Below are 15,680 nucleotides of genomic sequence, written 5' to 3'. Positions count from 1 at the left end.
CGCCGTCCCAGGGTGTGACGCGTTCTTCCCGCCTAGAAAAGGCGCTCACGCCGGTAGTCGATCGACGAGGTTCTTGACGTTCGAGACATGCCAACGCCCGCCACGCGCAGTCCGGACGCCGCGATTGTTCAGTGCAGCCGCAAGCCCGCGCAGGTCGCGAACGCCGGAGGCGCGCAGCGATGCTATGACGGGCAAGACGTTTGCCGCGAAGGCTTCAGCTTCGGCCGTTTGAACCTTTCGCCCAAGCGCTGCCGCTTCCGCAGCATTGCTCCGGTTTCCAAGCAGGGCGCCTTGAGATTTCCGCGCAGCGAGCGCCGATCGGGTCCTTTCGGAGATCAACCGCCGCTCCTTCTCGGCAAGGGCTGCGTAGAGATGCAGCATGAACGGATCTGCATCCGCACCAAGTTCGGCGACGATGAATGGAACGCGCTGCGCCATGAGTCCGGCAATGAAGGCGACGTCACGGGAGAGACGATCAAGCTTCGCGACGATGACCGGACACTTGGCCGCTTTGCTGACTGCGAGGGCGGCTGCCAGCTGTGGTCGCCGGTCCAGGGCGTCCGCCCCTTTGCCGGTTTCGATCTCGGTGAACTCGGCGACGAGAGTGTAGCCCTCTGCCTCGGCGAAGCGCGCAACGGCGGTCCGCTGCGCCTCGATGCCGAGGCCTGAGCGACCCTGCCTGGCGGTGGATACGCGGTAGTAGGCGACGGCATGTTGCATAGCGGCAAACTCACGTTGCTTCTGTACAAACCGCATACCACCGTTTGCCGTTTGTACGTAGCTAACACTATGACTTAGTTTAGCAATTTATCTCCAAGATACTGCGGACGTAATGCGTCGTTCGGCATGTCGCAGAATAGAAAGGTCCTACTCAGGCTTGGGCAGGATTTGGCGGACAACCCTTCGACTCCAGCGGCAGCGACGGGCGGGCAGTGTCCTTGGAGCCATTCTGAGCACGCCGACCGTTCGTGTTGGAGGGTTGTCTGGCGGCGGCCGACCAGCACGTGACGCCCACTTGCCTTCCCCAGCCTCAACCGCCAACGGCCACAAAGGGCGCGGGCAATAGTCTCGGGTATTCGGTGGGTCAGCGGCCGTTCTGAGTGATCGCTGGGATGAATGAGACGCCATCAGCGGCGTGAGATGACGTCAAGCCGGGAGGCTTCTGAGGACTTGGTGTCGCCGCGCGGAGAATTGGTCGTCCTTGCTCGAAACCGCCCGCTTACACGCGCGATTGTCCGTGGGCGCGGATCGGCGTGGGCTCTGGGCCACCCAGCGTCGCGATCGGTGAAATCTCTCGTGTAGACGGCTGGTTTTTCGATCCGTCGGAGTCCGCTTTGTGGTGATGAGCGGCCATACGGCCCCCTACGAATTCCCCGGTCCTGTTCCTGCTGTTCCTAGATCGCCGCAAGCCGGCGCTGGGATGCCAGGACGCCCGTCGCTCCGGGCCGTCGTTTCGACTTCTATCCGGGCACACTGGGGGCACATGGGCTGGCCACCGACACATCGTCTCATGTGACGCGGCGACCGAGGTACAGATAGCGTGAGGTCATTTTGGCACCGAAATGCAGATCGGGCTGGCAGCAGTAGATAACGTCTGCGGCGGACTTCGGCCGCCCCCCCGACACCAGAGGATGTTCATCCAGGCGTATACCGCCTAATGTGGTCGAGGATGGGCCGGACCTGCTCGAATGACATCAACGGCGGCGGATGCGTCCCTTCGATCGTTTCGAAGGTAAGATTTGGGTACTGCCGCGAAAGTTTTCGAAAGACGCCGGTGTTCCGGTTCGGGCTATCAGCACCATAGACAAACAGGCAGTTTGATCTTAGCGCACCAATTGCCTCCAGATAGTTGAAGCCGGCCGCCTGACCTCGGCCCTTCCGCAGTCGTGCGTCATAGAGGTCCATCACATATCGATCAGCGCGAATTCTGACTTTTCCTTCCGCGAGCTGAAACCGGTTTTCGGTAAGGTAGGTCTCAAGATGCAAGGCGTCCGAGTGCAGTGGATGACGGCATCTTTCGAAGTGCGCGTTTGCCTCGGCAAGGCTGCTGAAATCCGACCTTATGAGGCTCATCATCAGCGAAACGCTGCTGTCGGAAGCCGTCGAATAGAGTGGGATATCGACAAATGTTGCCGACCTCGGCTCAATTCGCGATGCCAGCATGTAGACGAACAGGAGCATTCCGCCGAACGACGCGCCGACAAGATGCGTGGACTTGTCGGCGTAGCGCTGAATGATCCGCGCCGTGCAATTGACGAAATCGATCCACTGATAGGCGTTCGGGTCGCCAAAATATGTGCTCCGACCATGCCCAATCAAATCCGGAGCCACAACCTCGAATCCGGCAGCATTCAGGGACTCCGCCAGAAACGCGAATTCAGCGCCGGAGCAAGCTGCCTCGTGAAAGCAAACGACTCTGCCTTTCGACTCCCGACGAGGCCATATCCGGATTGCGATGTCGGCCTGGCCAGCCGATGTTTTCACCGCAAAGTATTCGATCTTTTCGTCGATCATGTCTTAGGTCGTGCTCGATCAACCAGAGTCGCGTCGTTGCGGCGTAACCAGCGCGTCCGGTTCCGGTCTTGGCCTAGGTCACCCCGCGTTCGCACCCTGAAACTAAGCGCAGCTCAACCCAATGTGAACGCCCCCACCTCCGGGTCGATCTGCAACAAACGCCGCCGCGCTCCACCTTGCCAAGCTCTTCGCGGCACCACATAGTCAGACGAACTCGTGATGAGGACGAATGACTGGCGTCATGACGATATTGCGGGCGGATGCTGAGGAGATTCACGACCCCGTATTTCAGTGATTTGATCGAGTGCACAGCTGCTCTTGGCGGAATGTTCAATGCGCATCTGCACCTCGATCGCGTTGCCACGCTTGGTGCCACGCTGCGCATGCTCGACGAGAACCGCAGAGATGCCTCTCATCTTTCCCTTTCCCAGAAGCATGCGCTGATACCCCTCGTCCACGCCAGCGAATGCTATGAGCCGGACTTGCTTGAAGCGCGGGTTGAGCGCTACGTCGAGGCGATGGCCGCTATCGGAACCACACGCGCCGATACTGTTGTCGACGTGACGGCGGATCGCGTGGGAACCAGCGCATTGGACCGGCTTCTAACCATCCGCGACCGGCATGCCAGCCAGATCGATTTTCGAGTCGGAGCCTATTCACCGCTCGGATTCCGGGATGACGAGCCACAACGCTGGGAGCTTTTTCTGGAAGCGGCAGAAAGAGCGGATTTCATCGGGTGCCTCCCCGAACGCGATGATCGCCTGACCTATCCCGACCATATTGGCTTCGATGATCATTGTCGCCGGCTTCTGACGCTTTCCGCGGAGCTGGATCGCCAAATTCACATCCATGTCGATCAGCAGAACCGGGCGGACGAGGACGGAACCGAGCGTATTATTCGACTGGTGCGGGAAATGGCACTGGACGTTCCCCTCGCAGATGAGCCGCGGATTTGGCTGGTTCATGTCATTTCGCCGTCGGCCTACGGCACGGAACGCTTCTCACGTGTCGTCGACGAATTGGCCGCGCTCAACATCGGGGTGATCTGCTGCCCTTCGGCGGCACTCAGCATGCGGCAACTGAGCCGGCTAATGGCGCCAACCCATAACTCGATCGCCCGCGTCCTCGAGATGCTGGCGGCCGGAATTCATGTCCGCATTGGGTCGGACAACGTTTGCGACATCACGTCCCCGGCCGGGACAATTGACTTGATGGACGAGGTCTTCGTTCTCTGCAATGCCGTTCGCTACTACGACGTCGATATCATGGCGCGAATTGCCTCTGGCCAGCGGCTCAGTTCGGGCGAGCGGGAGCGGGTCAGACGACATTTGGAACGCGATCGCGAAGAGGAAGCGCGCGCACTGAGGGGTAACTGACAGTGCAAGAGACCATGGCCGAAGCGACAGTGCCCTTCGAGGACGTGGCGAGCCTACTCCGCGACAGTGCCGCCCTGCGAGGTGACTCGGTGGCCTTGGTGACCGCCGAAGGCGAAACGATGTCTTACACGCGCCTACTGGACCGCGTCCTTCGTTTGGCAATTGATCTCCATGCCGCGACGTTGACGGTTCCTCGCCGGCCGCGAATTGCGATTGTTCTCCCCAATGGGCAAGAAATGGCCGTGGCATCACTGGCCGTTTGCCACGCTGGCACCGCAGTGCCATTCAACCCAGCCTACACTGCCGCAGAATTTGAACGGTATTTTGCCGAGACAGCGGTCGATCTCGTACTCACCCTCAAGGAAGGCGTCGGCCCCGCAGCAGTCATCGCTGAAAAGCTTGGGCTGCCAGTCGCGTATCTGGCGCAAGGCGCCGAGGGTCTTGTCGGCCGAACTGATACTGGAGCGATGGCGACCGCTCCGGGGCCGAACGACCTGGCTCTGGTGCTGTTGACCTCCGGATCGACCGGCCGGTCCAAGGCTGTACCCCTGACCCATCGCAATGTTTGCTGCTCGGCGCTGGAGGTGTGCAAGTCAATCGAGCTCTCAGCCGATGACCGCTGTCTATCCATGTGGGAGCAGTACCATATCGGCGGAGTGGTCGATCTGCTCCTCGCGCCCTTGGCTGCGGGCGGAACGATAATCAGCACGGCCGGCTTCGACGCATCACAGTTCTTCAGCTTGCTCCAGACCATGAGACCAACCTGGTTTCAGGGGGTTCCTACCACACTGAACGAGTTGGCCGGGCAAGTAGAGCGCCGCGGCTTGCCCCCTGGACCAGTCAGCCTACGCCTCATCAGGTCGGTTGCGGCCGCTTTGCCTCCACGGCTGATGGCCGACCTCGAGCGGCAATTCGGGGTCCCGGTGATTCAGACCTACGGAATGACCGAAGCGAGCCCGCTGATCACCTCGACGGGCCTTTCACCGGACCGCCGCAAGCCAGGGTCTACTGGTCGTTCCTGCGGTACTTCCATCAGGATTGTCGATGCGAAAGGCGCCAACTGCGGTGTTTGCGCGGAAGGCGACATTGCGATCGCCGGCAGCAACGTTTTCACGGGCTATGAGAATGATGATGAAGCGAACGCCGCGCAGTTTCGGGATGGTTGGTTCTACACCGGCGACAAGGGCTTTCTCGACGCTGAGGGAGATTTGTTCGTTACGGGCCGCACAAAGCAACTCATCAACCGCGGTGGCGAGAAAGTAAACCCACAGGAAGTGGACGACGCCCTGCTCGCGCTTCCTGAAATTTCGGAAGCTGCGTCGTTTGCTGTCAAGCATCCGACTCTTGGCGAGGACGTTGCGGCGGCTGTCGTCCTGCGCGAGGGGGGGACATTGAGCGCAGCGGAGACGCGAGCGTTCTTGGCGACACGACTAGCGGCATTCAAGGGGCCACATCGCATCCTGTTTCTCGACCGGCTGCCGCGAAACCCAGTCGGAAAGGTCGACCGACTCGCGCTGTCGTCGCTCGCCGAGCAGTCGGTGGAAAACGACCAGCGCGGAAGGGCGCTGCCACGCAGCGAACTGGAGCATTATCTGGTGCGGCTGTGGGAGCGCGAGCTCAACGTCAGCCCGATCGGCATCGACGACGACTTCTTTATGCTCGGCGGCGATTCCCTTTCGAGTCTTCGCGTTATCCTGGCACTCGAAACGGAACTCGATTTGGACATTCTGGGTCACGCGGCGGCGCAGGCGACGACTGTGCGAACGCTCGCAGAGCAACTCGTGACGATCAATTGCGCTATGGACCTGAATGGCGTCGTGAAAATGAGAACTGCTTCGGATTGAATCTCGAGTCCTGTGCAGTATCGACGCGCTATCGCGAACGAAATAGGTCTCTTGCATGGGGGTGATCCTATGAAGGTCTTCTTGGTTCTCGTCGGGGTCGTCCTCGGGTTGCCGCCGGCAGCCGCACAAACGGCGCCCTCGGAGCAACAGATTGCTGCATTCGACGCTCTTCATCGCGCTGCGCACGACGGCAACCTAAAAGCGGTTCTGGACCTGATCTCCGAAGGGGCTGATTTGGAAGGGCGAGATGGAAACGGAAGGACGCCGCTGCATGTTGCTGCGTTCGCCTCGCACGAAGACGTGGTCACGGCACTCGCTGGCGCCGGCGCCGACCCAAACGCTCTCGACAATGATGCCTACGACATGGTGACGATTGCCGCCGTCGCCGACGATCAAGGCACCTCGACGGGAGCGTCGCTACCGTGGCGGCTTCGGCTCCGACAAATCGATCCCGACGGGTGCGTGGCAAGGGGCGCAAAAGACTACGGTCGAGCACGTCTACGTCTGGTGGCCAAGCGATCGTTGTCAGCGTCGAACAACCGGTGTGGGGTATCACCGAAATCAGGGGATCAACCCCCATGCAAGCCGATTGCCCATTCACCAGGTCTAGGATACCCGCCGGATGCACGGCGCCGGTGGCGGTGTCCCGGTCGGCATCAAGCACGGCCGGCTATACCCTGAGGCCACCGAGACGCGGCTCATGATCGCCGAGCTGACGTCTACGAGCCTCAGGGGGAGAGCCGTTCCAGACGGACTATAAAGGACAGGCTGCCGGACGTCGGGTTAGGGGTGATGGTTGCAGATGCGTAGGCCGCAGCGGGGTCCACTGGCGCCATCTGATGGCCGCGTTCCGATCGTGCTCCACGTGTTCCGGCCGCGCCCGCACTGCGAGAATGCGCTGCTACTGCCCTTCCAAAATAGACAGCCGCCTTTCAATGGTTTCCAGGCGTTCTCGAATCTCCTCGAGAGCGGGGTCCGCCCCTTCAAGCTCAGCGGCGCGGACACCCAGAGCGTCGATCCTGGACAGAATGGCAGCCGTGCCGGCGTCGTTCATCACAAAGTTTCGCATCGCCTCTACTTGACGTGGAGGGATGTCGAGGACGACCGAGATCGGGCAGTGGTCGCTCAGTACGCTGTCGAACTGCTCGTCGGCTTCATCGTAGACGAGTTGTTCGAAACTACCCGAAGACACCCAGCCAACCGCGATCTGATCCAGGACGATGTGGTCGATGAAGTCGGGGTGTCTTCCGCCCCAGCACTCGGAAGTCCTGCCGGCTGTGACGCGTGAAAGGTCCAGTCCTTTTGGCTTCCCGTCGTCGATGTCCTGCCAGAAGCTGTCCTCCGACGGCAGATTTTCGTCGATCTCGAAACGGCGATTGAAATCGCCCAGCACGGCGAATGGCACGCCCTCGATGGCGCGAGCGTCTATCCAATCTTCAAGGACAGGGATCTGTTGCTTGAGACGCTGGCAGTTGTTGCTGCCACCGGAGGAAAGGGGGTGCTGGAAACAGAATGATTTGAGGTGAACTGCCAGTAGCCTCAGCGGCGTACCGTCGACATTGACGGTGATATCTACGCCGTAACGCAAATTGCCATCGAGACCGAGGTCGACAATGTCGGGGTTCTGCACCACCTCGAGGGACTTGCGGACGGCGAAGCCTGTTCGCTGGACGTTGTTGCGACCAGAGAAGAAGAAGTCATACTCGCGCTCGGGGAAAACGCGAGCAGCGGCCTCGGGGCCGTCCACTTCCTGCAAAGCAACGATGTCCGCGCCGAGCCGGTCCGCGTACATTCCCAACCTAACGAAGTCGGCTGCCAAGCGAGGCACTGACCCGATATTCTCCTCAGCCCGGAGATGTTCGATGTTCCAGGTCGCGATTCTGATTGGCTCAGCATAGGCCGCTGACGTCGCGATACAGATAAATACCGTTAACCCTCGAAGCATGACGCCCTCCCAGTCCCGTACCGGATGCGATCCAGAGATGCATCGTCAAATTATGCACGGAATTCGCGATAAACGAATTACGGGATTTCTTGATCTCAAACAACCATTTCGAGAGCACGCGAAAGTTATCGGCTCAGATAGCAAGGCGCGGTCGGCGTAGCCTCGTCCGCATGGTGTTCTAAGGCGGGGTGCGTCCAATCCCTAATTCAGCAGCAAACGCCAGACGGCGCCGCTTGTGCCTGACAACCAGACGGTGCACATTCGGCGCGTGGCAATTCTCGCTACCTCCGAAAGGAACAGACAATGAAAGCCTTTTTCATCGGTATCGTGATTGCAAGTCTTGGGGTCTCGGCCGCGGCGGCCCACGGCGGCGGATGCCGGAAGGACTCTCCGCAGGGTCAATGCTGCCATGCGGGATCTCAGCCGTACCACTGCCACTAGGGGCTATAAACGCCGGATTTACCCGTGGCGAGCTTGCTACCGAACGCCGAGTTCATGCAAGCGAGGGCCTCCGGCAACCGGGTACACGATCAAGTACGTCGGTCGGTGCGTCGCCTTCGGCGCGGCTTCGGTTCCGACAACTCTATCCACACCGGCGCGTGATCGCTGGCGTGGTCACGACCACGGACAGCGCGATCAACCCCCGCAGCAACGAGCCGATCCGCGAGTTGTGGGCTGACCAGAAAGTGGTCAATACGGAGGCCGGCGTCGCGGGCAAAGGCATTCCGGAAGTACTTCCAGAACGTGTAGATCCGCTCGTCTGGATTCAGCGTGCGGATAGCATCGGTCATCGCAGCTTGTAGTCGAACTTGGGTCCTGGTGCCGGGTTGCCGTTTGGGAGGTACAGGCACCCGATGATGACACCGTTCACTGCGGCCTCGATGTATCTGCTTTGCCGATCCTCAGGATCGCCTGGGAGTGCCCGCCGGGTCTCGACAGGCTCGGCGCTTCGAGCCAAGATTGCAACGCCATTCCAGCTCTTCTGGCCCTGCCAGATTGCATCGTACCCTGCATCCCGGATCGCCTCTTCCGGAAAGGTCTCCTGCGTCGCTTTCAGCTCCTGCAGGCAGACAACATCGGGCGTCGTTTCCGAGAGCCACTCCAGCAGATTGGCGAGCCGGCCGTTGATGCCATTGATGTTGAAAGACGCTATCCGCACATCGTCACACGGGCGGCGAACTACCGGTCTTCATAGGGTACCGCGTGACCGGCCCGGATCATCTCCTGGTTCACGTCGAGACCGTCCAGATAGATCGTGCCGAGCCAACGTCCGAAGGAGTCGTCCCTGTCCGCTCCGTCCTTGCCTTTGACGGTTCGAATGATGACGGTCTTGCCATCGAGAAGCTTCTCCAGATACTCCGAGGCGGCCACCCCGGCGGCCTTGGTCGCGCCGTTTACCTCGGGCGCGTCGATATCGAACAGACGAATGCGCTGGTTGCGGATCCAGATGTAAAAGCCGAGATCGATGTCGACGTCGATCGTGTCCCCATCGACGATCCGCACGACCTCAGCGCGATAGAGATAGGCCGGTTCTGTTGGATTTGGTTCCGCTGTGGCCGGGGCAGCAATCCCAACGACCAGAACCGACGCCATTCCGACAATCATTATCCGGGTCGCACGGAGCACCTCATTCCTCCTCCCGTCCTGCATAACCTACTTCATATCCGTCGGGCGGGAAGCCGGACGCGATGAGATAGACGCCAAGCAGACCCTCGTCGCCGTCGAGGCCCGGCTGGTCGTCTCGCGGGTCTGTGCCGTTCGCCTTTCGATACCGCTCGATGGCGGCGAGCAGTGGGCCATTCTCGATTTGCTTCCAGTTGGTCACGACGCAGTAGCCCTTTTTCGAATTCACGCGGCCAAATCCGTCACATCCGTCACAAATGTCACCCGAGCGAGACTCGGGTGACATTTGACGGTAGTATACGGACTGGTGACCTTTACTGTAGGTCGAGGGGAATAGACGGCCGCAAACGCCTATACTCCTCGCCACGCGGCGAGGAAGGTACGGCATGGGCCACCAGCACCTCGGCAAATTGCCGGCCACACGGCAATGGGTGGCGGTCATCGACATGATCGCCCACGGGATCGATGTCGCCGCAATCGCTTCGGCAACGTCGGACGCGGCAGCGGCTAGCCTGCAGGCTTACGCGAACGATCGGACCGTCCAGCGCGCGCTCTACCTGCTCGCTCAAATCCCGCTTGCTGCGCGAAAACGAGAGGACTCCTTCCAAGCGGCGCTCGGCCGTCTCGGGCTCAATGTCGAGACACCCGATCTTTTCCATATTGCAGCCGCCTGCCTGGAAAACCTGGACCGGTTGACACTTCGACACCGCAGCGATTTCGGCGAGATCGTCGCGCTGAGTGCCGTGGAAAGTCTCCAAGCGGTCACGCGTCGATCTCTAGATGACCTTTTCGGCGCAACAAGCGATGTCGAGCATCGGGACAGGACGCAGGAGATCCTGTCCGGGCTGGCCACGGTCAAGCAGTTCGGGCTCCTTGCCGAGGACTTCTTCGGCCGTGTGCTCAGACGACACCTGGAGTACTACCTCAGCCGTGAACTGCCTCTTCACGTGGGGATGGCGAAGCGATTCTCTTCTCTCCGAGAGCACGAAGAGTTTGTCGAGGCGCTCCACCTTCATTGTCGCGAGTCGTCGCGCATTGTCTCCCGGTTTGCTGGTGAGTGGTTTTCAAAGGCCAACTTCGAAGGCGGAATAACGCAGAAGAAAGCCGGCGGCTTCGTCTTCGTCGCGATGGGCAAACTGCGCGACGAGCTGCGATTGAGGAACGAGGTCGATGCGTGAGACATCGACATTCCGTTGCGGGCGATCCGGGGGCAGCGACAATCGTCCAGGGACAAGATACCTCGACGTTGACGGACCCGAAGGCTCCGACGACCGCGTCAACCTGAAGATCGATCACATCTCGAGGAAGATGGTCGCGACGATACCGGATCGGTTCGTCGACCTGCTTGAGATTGCCGCCTATGTCTATGCCGCTGACCAGCTGGTTTCGCGCGGCGGGAGAGCGATGCGGGGGATGGGGCGTGAGTGGCGACGCGATCTTGTCTTTGAGATACCCGTCCGAGACGTCGGTTTCTGGCAAGGCAAGGCGGTCATCGAGAAACTTGTCTCGACTTTGACCTTCCTGTCAGACGACAACTATCGCTTTCGCTTCGTTGAAGCGAGAAGTCCCCGGGCCGCCGACGAACGCTTCGACTTCACCTTCGAGGATGCGCCGTCGGGGTTCCATCCCGACGACGTCATCCTCTTCTCCGGCGGTCTCGATTCGTTGGCGGGCGCGGCGTCGTGTCTTCGCTCCGGGCGCAAGGTCGCGCTCGTTTCCCATTGTGCCTCAACCCACGTCCAGGCTCGCCAACGCGAACTCGTTGAAGAGCTTCGTCGTCGATCCGCACCAGGGTCTGTCTTTCACGTGCCTGTGCGCATCACGAGGGGACTGGACGAACCAAGCTCGTTTACACAGCGCACCCGCTCATTCCTCTTTGCCTGCCTTGCTGCAGTCGTTGCCGGGCTCTTCAGAAAGAGCCAATTCGATTTCTTCGAAAATGGCGTCGTCAGCGTCAATCTGCCGATCGCCGGACACGTACTCGGCAGTCGAGCCACCAGGACGACACACCCGAAGGTATTGTCGGATTTCGCGGCGCTGTTCGGTCTTGTGACGGGTGGCGACTTCACCGTCGGCAACCCTTTCTTCTGGGATACCAAGACCGAGGTCCTTGGCCGCCTCAGGGACGCCGGCCATGCCGATCTGATCGGAAGGAGCTTCAGCTGCAGCCACGTCAGGTTGGCGGCCAGTTCCGGACAGCAGTGCGGTATCTGCACCCAATGCCTCGATCGCCGATTTGCGATCCTCGCAGCCGGGCTGGAGAAAGATGATCCCCATGAGGGATATCGCGTCGATCTCTTCACGGGGGGACGCGACGATCCGATGCACACGGCCCTGGCGGAATCCTACGTGCTCTCGGCGGCACGATACGCCAAGATGACAGAGACAGCGTTCTACACCCGCAACGGTAACGCGCTTCGCGTTCTCTCGCACTTGCCCGGCGACATGAATGCCAATGCGGTCCGTCTCTACGCTCTTCACCAGCGGCATGGCGAAGCGGTCTGCCGCGTCACTAACGTCGCTCTTCGCGAACACGCTACCGTCGGTTCCGCCTCGTCGCTACCTCGGACCTGCCTCCTCGCGCTCCTTAGGTCACCAACGGGATTGATCGTCGAAAAACTGAGGGATCCGACGGAACATGAAGCGCCAATCGCCGAGCAGGCGACACTGCGCAACATACCCGTTTTGCCACGTCCCATCGTGGTCACCTTCCATCATGCTGCACGCTTCGCCACCATCGCCGGTGCGGTGGAAATAGGCGGCGTCGGGTACAGCTTGCTTGCTGCGCTCGCGGACCTCCGGCTGAGGGAAATGTCGGAACGCTGCTCGAGGTCCGGCTATGGCTTTCTGTCGCCCGAGAAGCTTGCGCGAACCCAGGCGATAACGGAAGCGGCGTTGCGACAGCAGGTCTCTCGAGTGAGACAACAGCTCCAGGAGAAATTCGAGCGGGCCTTCGAGATAACTCCCGACAAGGACGAAATCATCGAGAGCAAGGGCTGGAGCGGCTATCGATTGAACCCCCATCTTCTGCTCGATTCGGTCGAAGAGACCGCAGTCGCGTCCGCATCACGGGGTGATGTCACAACTTTATCGCCGACGTCACAAAACCCTCTCAGGAATGGCAAAAAAAGCCCACTTCCGAGTGGTTGATGTCACAACTCTTTCAGGCGTGACTACATACCCAGACGACGAGATCCCGGAGACTTCCTCGCAATTCGACGCGTCTGGCCGCGCCCCGGCGCAGCGACGCGAGTCAAGAGGAAGTAGCGATGACAGCCAACTCCGGGCAACCGAACTCTGAGCTCGCCCATCTCACTCAACACGACCTGGCGCAGCGGTGGCGCCTTAGCCACCGGACACTGGAGAAGTGGCGGAGTCTCGGAACGGGCGTGCCGTACCTGAAGGTCGGAGGTCGTGTCCTTTACCGGCTCGCTGACGTTGAAGCCTTCGAGGTCAAGCGGAAACGGTTGCCAGCCCCGGACGAGCCAGACCAGTCGGAGATCGATCGGTGAGCACGCCCCCAATTCCGGTCGCCCACAAGGATGCCGGCATTCTGCCCGATCGGCAGATGATCGCCGCCTTCAGCGAGTTCGCCTTTCGCGACCTTGATGGCTGGATCGCCGTCCGGTGTTTTGCGGAGAAGGGTAACCCGGACCGGACGCCGCGCCTGACCTTCCATGAGATCAACTCCGACCTCACAGCACGGCTGACGGATGAGGCCAGGCTGGCGTCGGACATGGGGCTGGCGTGCTTCGTCTTGCCCGGGACGGTCGTGGCACCTGGGTCGGCCAAGGCAGCCGATGTGACGGCAATCAGGTCCGTGGTCGTCGATCTGGATGAGGGGGACATACAAGGCAAGCGCCAGCTTCTGGTCGAGCATCTCGGCACGCCGTCGATGGAGGTTGCCTCGGGTGGCAGGACGCAAGAAGGCTTCGACCGAATTCATCTGCATTGGGCGCTGAAGGCACCGGCGCTTGGCGAGGAGCTCAAGACCGCCTGCAGCTTGCGCGGCTTCCTTGCCGACAAGGCCGGGGCCGATACCGCCTTCCGGTCCGCACATCAGCCGATCAGACTTCCGGGATCCGTCTATCGGAAGCACGGCTCGGAGCGCCTTTGCGAAATCCGCGGACACGTCGGCGTCGAGTACGCCCTCGGCCGGCTGTGGGACGCGGCTTCGGGAATGCCGGCGTTCGACACGGGAAAAGCCCAGGTCCCCTCCGTCCGGCCGGACCATCAACGGCTGATGGCGATGGTGGTTCGCGAGGGTGGTCAGGATGGCACGACTCGCTACGAGGCATTGAGCACCGTGATCGGCCATTGGGCCCGGCAGCACCGCCTTGGCCGGGTCGGCTGGGATGGAGCCTGGGAAGCGATCAGGTCCTATAACGAGGCATGCGTCCGACCGCCGTGGCCGCTGGACCGCCTCAAGGCGGAGACCGATCGGCTGGTCGCGGTCGATCTTCGAAATCACACCCTTATCGAGGGAGAGATACCCGCACCTCCGGAGGGATCGCAGGACGCTCTCGCGGAATCCTTCTCGGGCCTCAACGCCAGCGGGTGGAAGTATGTGTCCGTCTGGGGGAAGTGGCTGAGGTGGTCGGGGAACCGCTGGTGTGACGATGAGGCTCGGGAGGTACAGCACGTCATCCGGATCATGTGCCGGGCAATCGCCGCAGAAGCTAAGTCCGGCCAGAAGTCCATGACCTCCGCCTCCACGGTGACGGCGGTCGAGCGCCTTGCGCGGTCCGACCCTCGGCACGCTCGCCGGCCGGACGACTGGGATCACGATCCCTGGCTTCTCAACACCCCAGGGGGAACGGTCGACCTCAGGACGGGCACCTTGTCACAGCCGACTCCGGCCGATGAGGTCACCAAGGTGACAGCAGCCGCACCAGGAGGTGAATGCGCGATATGGCATAGCTTCCTGCATCGGGTGACCGGAGGGGATGACGTTCTCCAGGGCTACCTGCAGCGCGTTGCCGGCTACTGCCTGACCGGGGTCACGTCCGAGCATGCGTTGTTCTTCCTTTACGGCACGGGCGCCAACGGCAAGTCGGTGTTCACCGGCACGCTTGACGCGATCCTGGGCGACTACGCCGAAATCGCACCCATCGAGATGTTGATGTCGAGTTCGAGCGATCGGCATCCGACCGAACTTGCCAAGCTTCGCGGAGCTCGCTTCGTCACTGCGGTAGAGACGGAACGGGACCGTCCCTGGGCGGAAAGCAAGCTGAAGGTCCTGACTGGCGGCGATCGGGTAACGGCCCGGTTCATGAACCGCGACTTCTTCGACTTTAAGCCTCAGTTCAAGCTCGTCGTCGCGGGCAACCACAAGCCGATAATCAGAACGGTCGACGAAGCCATGCGCCGTCGGCTCCATCTCATACCGTTCACGGTGACGATCCCGGCTGAGGACCGGGACCCCGAGCTGCAGGCGAAGCTACTACTTGAGAAGGATGGAATTCTCGACTGGGCGATCGAAGGCTGTCTCGCGTGGCAGGCACGGGGGCTCGAACCGCCAGAGGTCGTGCGCGAGACGACCAAGGACTACTTCGAGGCGGAGGACGCGATTGGACGATGGGTCGAGGAGTGCTGCGACCTCGATCCAGCCTACTGGGAATCGTCGGCCAATCTCTACGCGAGTTGGCGCGTCTGGTCGGAGACGAACGGAGAGCCGTTCGGATCGAAGAAGAGCTTTTCATCCTCACTCGTCGTTCGCTTCAAGCCGCACCGGCACTCAAATGCCAGGGGCTTCTGGGGGCTCCGCCTCCGGCCGTCTGCGACTGCGGCGGGATCATCCGATGACCGGAGCTAAGCGCCCGGCGCATCTGGCTCCTCCGCGCAATCCGAACGGAGCTGACGGTCGAGAGCGTGTTGCCGAGATCGGTGAGATCCTTGCGCTCGGGCTCATTCGGATGCGGGCGCTGAAGTCCAGTTCTTTATTTTCAGATGGCGGAGAAGGTTCGGTGGACTGTCTCGCTACACGGAGCGGTCATGCCAGAAACGAACTGGAGACCGCCGACCGATGATCGACTACGACAACCATCCCGCTACCCCGTCGGTGCTCGCCCGCCTCGCCGCGCTGAAGACAGCTCCGACACCTGATCTCAAGCAGCAGTGGCGGGATCTCTTCGAGACCGAGCCGCCGCCCTACAATCGCCGCTTCCTCGAAAGCCGCCTCGCCTACCGCATCCAGGAACTCGCCCATGGCGGGCTCACCAAGGACACCGTGGCTCGACTTGAAGCGCTTGCCAAACAGATCGATCGCGGAGGTTCGACTGGGAAGGCTCGGGCTTCGGTCAGACCCATCGCCGGCACCCGACTGATCAGGGAGTTCAACGGCGTCGAGCACTGCGTCACGGTCAGAGGCGACGACTT

General features: G+C 61.1%; 12 protein-coding genes and 1 pseudogene. 7 read left to right on the top strand and 6 right to left on the bottom strand.

All coding sequences use genetic code 11. The features are described from left to right. Window positions 1–45 precede the first annotated feature (45 nt). Together BLT60_RS23375 and BLT60_RS23370 are read right to left on the bottom strand one after the other, a co-directional pair. The gene (locus BLT60_RS23375) at window positions 46–756 is read right to left on the bottom strand and encodes a recombinase family protein (protein ID WP_244521419.1); all 711 of its coding nucleotides are present in this window, start codon (window positions 754–756) and stop codon (window positions 46–48) included. A gap of 879 nt (window positions 757–1,635) precedes the next feature. Continuing rightward, window positions 1,636–2,514, bottom strand: coding sequence for an alpha/beta fold hydrolase (locus BLT60_RS23370; protein ID WP_090881185.1), 879 nt, complete (start codon window positions 2,512–2,514; stop codon window positions 1,636–1,638). A 260-nt stretch (window positions 2,515–2,774) separates the two neighbouring features. Between BLT60_RS23370 and BLT60_RS23365 the strand changes: the two genes are divergently transcribed. The 3 genes from BLT60_RS23365 (at window position 2,775) to BLT60_RS23355 (ending at window position 6,415) form a co-directional block, all read left to right on the top strand. Beyond that, complete coding sequence (locus BLT60_RS23365) at window positions 2,775–3,890, top strand: amidohydrolase family protein (RefSeq protein WP_090881182.1); 1,116 nt, start codon at window positions 2,775–2,777, stop codon at window positions 3,888–3,890. A 14-nt stretch (window positions 3,891–3,904) separates the two neighbouring features. Further along, window positions 3,905–5,734, top strand: a complete 1,830-nt coding sequence (locus BLT60_RS23360) for a non-ribosomal peptide synthetase (protein WP_139167945.1) — start codon at window positions 3,905–3,907, stop codon at window positions 5,732–5,734. Between the two features lie 69 nt (window positions 5,735–5,803). Further along, the gene (locus BLT60_RS23355; protein ID WP_090881178.1) at window positions 5,804–6,415 is read left to right on the top strand and encodes an ankyrin repeat domain-containing protein; all 612 of its coding nucleotides are present in this window, start codon (window positions 5,804–5,806) and stop codon (window positions 6,413–6,415) included. 220 nt (window positions 6,416–6,635) lie between these two features. Here the strand turns inward: BLT60_RS23355 and BLT60_RS23350 are convergent, their stop codons facing one another. The 4 genes and pseudogenes from BLT60_RS23350 to BLT60_RS23335 form a co-directional block, all read right to left on the bottom strand. Beyond that, window positions 6,636–7,679 carry an endonuclease/exonuclease/phosphatase family protein gene (locus BLT60_RS23350; RefSeq protein ID WP_090881175.1) on the bottom strand — a complete coding sequence of 348 codons (1,044 nt, stop codon included), beginning with the start codon at window positions 7,677–7,679 and terminating at the stop codon, window positions 6,636–6,638. Between the two features lie 530 nt (window positions 7,680–8,209). Beyond that, window positions 8,210–8,838, bottom strand: a pseudogene (locus BLT60_RS23345) (exodeoxyribonuclease III). 20 nt (window positions 8,839–8,858) lie between these two features. Further along, window positions 8,859–9,272, bottom strand: coding sequence for a thermonuclease family protein (locus BLT60_RS23340; RefSeq protein WP_090881172.1), 414 nt, complete (start codon window positions 9,270–9,272; stop codon window positions 8,859–8,861). A 34-nt stretch (window positions 9,273–9,306) separates the two neighbouring features. After that, complete coding sequence (locus BLT60_RS23335) at window positions 9,307–9,504, bottom strand: hypothetical protein (RefSeq protein WP_139167944.1); 198 nt, start codon at window positions 9,502–9,504, stop codon at window positions 9,307–9,309. Between the two features lie 184 nt (window positions 9,505–9,688). Between BLT60_RS23335 and BLT60_RS23330 the strand changes: the two genes are divergently transcribed. The 4 genes from BLT60_RS23330 to BLT60_RS23310 all read left to right on the top strand — a co-directional run. Then, on the top strand, window positions 9,689–10,480 hold the full coding sequence (locus BLT60_RS23330; RefSeq protein ID WP_090881166.1) for a hypothetical protein: 792 nt from the start codon (window positions 9,689–9,691) through the stop codon (window positions 10,478–10,480). Beyond that, on the top strand, window positions 10,473–12,452 hold the full coding sequence (locus BLT60_RS23325; protein WP_090881164.1) for a hypothetical protein: 1,980 nt from the start codon (window positions 10,473–10,475) through the stop codon (window positions 12,450–12,452). Before BLT60_RS23330 ends, BLT60_RS23325 begins: the two co-directional genes overlap by 8 nt. 418 nt (window positions 12,453–12,870) lie before the next feature. Continuing rightward, on the top strand, window positions 12,871–15,117 hold the full coding sequence (locus tag BLT60_RS23315; protein ID WP_175478611.1) for a phage/plasmid primase, P4 family: 2,247 nt from the start codon (window positions 12,871–12,873) through the stop codon (window positions 15,115–15,117). A 210-nt stretch (window positions 15,118–15,327) separates the two neighbouring features. Next, the coding region (locus BLT60_RS23310; RefSeq protein WP_139167943.1) for a DUF2924 domain-containing protein at window positions 15,328–15,680 on the top strand (353 nt) is incomplete at its 3' end.

The organism is Bauldia litoralis (assembly GCF_900104485.1).
GTDB classification, from domain to species: domain Bacteria; phylum Pseudomonadota; class Alphaproteobacteria; order Rhizobiales; family Kaistiaceae; genus Bauldia; species Bauldia litoralis.
Note: the sequence above shows the minus strand (reverse complement) of the source record. Positions and strands in the feature narration are given on the sequence as shown.

Bases quoted from the DNA above. Each gene is read 5' to 3' on its own strand.
- BLT60_RS23375 (WP_244521419.1), bottom strand. From the start codon at position 756: ATGCGGTTTGTACAGAAGCAACGTGAGTTTGCCGCTATGCAACATGCC.
- BLT60_RS23370 (WP_090881185.1), bottom strand. From the start codon at position 2,514: ATGATCGACGAAAAGATCGAATACTTTGCGGTGAAAACATCGGCTGGC.
- BLT60_RS23365 (WP_090881182.1), top strand. From the start codon at position 2,775: ATGCTGAGGAGATTCACGACCCCGTATTTCAGTGATTTGATCGAGTGC.
- BLT60_RS23360 (WP_139167945.1), top strand. From the start codon at position 3,905: ATGGCCGAAGCGACAGTGCCCTTCGAGGACGTGGCGAGCCTACTCCGC.
- BLT60_RS23355 (WP_090881178.1), top strand. From the start codon at position 5,804: ATGAAGGTCTTCTTGGTTCTCGTCGGGGTCGTCCTCGGGTTGCCGCCG.
- BLT60_RS23350 (WP_090881175.1), bottom strand. From the start codon at position 7,679: ATGCTTCGAGGGTTAACGGTATTTATCTGTATCGCGACGTCAGCGGCC.
- BLT60_RS23340 (WP_090881172.1), bottom strand. From the start codon at position 9,272: ATGGCGTCGGTTCTGGTCGTTGGGATTGCTGCCCCGGCCACAGCGGAA.
- BLT60_RS23330 (WP_090881166.1), top strand. From the start codon at position 9,689: ATGGGCCACCAGCACCTCGGCAAATTGCCGGCCACACGGCAATGGGTG.
- BLT60_RS23325 (WP_090881164.1), top strand. From the start codon at position 10,473: ATGCGTGAGACATCGACATTCCGTTGCGGGCGATCCGGGGGCAGCGAC.
- BLT60_RS23315 (WP_175478611.1), top strand. From the start codon at position 12,871: ATGATCGCCGCCTTCAGCGAGTTCGCCTTTCGCGACCTTGATGGCTGG.